The sequence below is a fragment of the Pirellulales bacterium genome (assembly GCA_036490175.1).
In the GTDB taxonomy this organism is placed as follows: domain Bacteria; phylum Planctomycetota; class Planctomycetia; order Pirellulales; family JACPPG01; genus JACPPG01.
The window spans coordinates 1-2,197 of record DASXEJ010000163.1 but is presented as its reverse complement, the minus strand read 5'-3'; the positions used below and the strand labels follow the sequence as shown (position 1 = coordinate 2,197).

The 2,197-nt window shown below is 61.4% G+C and carries 4 protein-coding genes; 1 reads left to right on the top strand and 3 read right to left on the bottom strand.

The genetic code is table 11. The features are described from left to right. Positions 1-4 precede the first annotated feature (4 nt). Entirely contained in the window at positions 5-148 is a 144-nt protein-coding gene (locus VGG64_12555) for a DUF1328 domain-containing protein (GenBank protein ID HEY1600429.1), read from the top strand. 124 nt (positions 149-272) lie between these two features. Here VGG64_12555 and VGG64_12550 read toward each other — a convergent pair whose 3' ends face one another. The 3 genes from VGG64_12550 to VGG64_12540 form a co-directional block, all read right to left on the bottom strand. After that, positions 273-671 carry a hypothetical protein gene (locus VGG64_12550; protein ID HEY1600428.1) on the bottom strand — a complete coding sequence of 133 codons (399 nt, stop codon included), beginning with the start codon at positions 669-671 and terminating at the stop codon, positions 273-275. 40 nt (positions 672-711) lie between these two features. Beyond that, on the bottom strand, positions 712-1,704 hold the full coding sequence (locus VGG64_12545; GenBank protein HEY1600427.1) for a M28 family peptidase: 993 nt from the start codon (positions 1,702-1,704) through the stop codon (positions 712-714). Between the two features lie 113 nt (positions 1,705-1,817). Beyond that, a partial coding sequence (locus VGG64_12540; protein HEY1600426.1) for an endonuclease/exonuclease/phosphatase family protein occupies positions 1,818-2,197 on the bottom strand: 380 nt, incomplete at its 5' end.

The window sequence follows — 2,197 nt, the reverse complement described above, 5'->3', positions numbered from 1 at the left end:
TTGTCTGGTGATTGCGCTCGTGGCGGGTGCTCTCGGGATGTGGGGACTGGAAGGCACGGCGATGGAAGCCGCCCGGATCCTGTTCTTTGTATTCATCGTCCTGTTCATCGTCTCGTTGGTGATGGGACGCAGATCCCCGCTGGTTTAGATCGAGCGGGCTGGCGAGCGGCGGTAGGTCACGCACCCTGTGCGTGGCGAACGGAGCGAGACTGTCGATCGGCCTCCGCGGCGCAAGCCGAAGATATCACGCCGGGGGTGCGTGACCTACCGGGCTATGATGGTGGAATCTCAGCGACAAACAGGTCGTGCAAGAATTCTCGCGCCGGGTCGTTTAGCAAGTCGGACGTGGTGCTAGTGGTATACCGCAACTCAAACGAGCCGGCCTCCTCTCCGCTCTCCCGAATCGGTGTGACCCCGTCCAGCACCGCTAGCATTCCGAATATGGCTCCGCGCGCTGCCAATTCGATAGCCGCGCGAAGATGTTCCTTGTCGGAAGCGGTGAGTCCGTTAAACCATTTGGATTCGGCACTCAATTGTGGCGACGGCCGGCGCCCCGGTGGTTCTTTGAGCAACGTAATCGTTCCATCGATTGACGGCTCGTAAACGGCAACCCGAATCCGTTTAATAAACTCTTCGCCGGTCATTTCGCGTACGCCCACGTCCAGGAGCAAAGCACACTTTCGGAAGCTTTTTGCCGCTAGCTCCGTATGCCTACCGTGCCCGCACGGCTGTCTTCAGCCATTCGTGGACGACCCAGCCGATCTTGGCGAGGCTCAAGGCCGAGCAATTGGCCGGCAAGTCGTTCTGCGTGTGCCAATACGGATAATCGAAGTCGATGAGATCGCAAGTGGGAATGTGCGCGATCTCGTTGAGCGGTATGTGGTCGTCGCTGACGGCCATGTTGGCCATCTGCGGCACCAGCTCATACACGCCCAATCGCCGCGCCGTGTCCCACACGGCGCGCGTCACGGTGGGCGCGTAACGCATACTGTTGGGTTCATAAAAGCAGCGCAGTTGCGCGTCGCCCACCATGTCGAGCAGCAGCCCCATGCGATAGCGCTGCGCCGGCGGCTGATTCACATATTGCCGGGCAAAATACTTCGAGCCTAAAAAGTACTCGTCCCCTTCGGCGTAGACCAGTTCCTCGCCGTCGAACAGCACGAAGTCCACCCCGTAGGCGCCGGGCAGCTTGGGCATAAAGCGGCCCAGTTCCATCAGCACGGCCACGCCGCTGCCGCCGTCGTTGGCGCCGACGAATCGGCCGCGCGGGTTGCTGGCATCGCGATCGGGAAACGGCCGCGTGTCGTAATGCGCCGAAACCATTACGCGATCGCGGCGGTCCGGATGCCAGTGTACAATCAGATTGGCCAGCGGCACCATCGCGCCGCTCTTGGGATCGCGGGCCGTGAACTCCTGCCGCTCGACCGTCGCACCCTGGCGCTGGAAATGCTCGACGAGCATCTCCTGCTGCTTCTTCATCGCCGCCGAACCGCTGGGCCGAGGCCCCAGGTCGCACATCGCCGTCAGATCCTTCATGGCCGCCGTGCCATCGAAAGGAATCTGGGCCAGCGTCCGCGGGCTGCGGCTATTCTGCGCCTTGAGCAGATCGTCGCGGCCCTCGAACAGCAGTACGTAGCCGACCAGCAGCGCGCAGCCGATCAGCACGCAGGCGACGTAGATTTTCTGAGCAGAGAAACGTTTCATGGGAAGAATGCGGAAGTAGGAATGATGAATGATGAATAGAAGAAAAAGCAAAATCCTAAAGTGTCAGCCGGCCATCGTAATGTCCTCTTCCATTCATCATTCCTACTTCATCATTATCTTACCAGTCTGCACTCGACCCAGTAATGCGGATGATCGGAGGCGCCGGCCGGCTCCAGGCCGCAATCGGTACACTCCAGGCCGCGGGTGATGATCCAGTCGATGCGCCCGTCGGTATGTGGCAGTTTGGCGAGCGGGTCGGAGACGCCGGGGGTGGCCAGCAGCCGCCGCAGTTGCGGTTCGCCGTGCGCGGCGTTCAAGTCGCCCAGCAAAGCGGTCGGCGGTTCGAGCGCCAGAAACAAGTCGACCACCGCCTGCAATTGGCTGACCGCAGCCTGCCGGTCCGTGTCTTCGACGTGCGTTACCACAGGTTCAAGGCTCGGCCGGCCACGTCGGCCCGCACCAGCACCACGTTGCGGCAACCGTTGCTCGTGCG

Excerpts from the sequence above, each read along its gene's own strand:
- VGG64_12545 (HEY1600427.1), bottom strand. The coding sequence starts at position 1,704 with ATGAAACGTTTCTCTGCTCAGAAAATCTACGTCGCCTGCGTGCTGATC.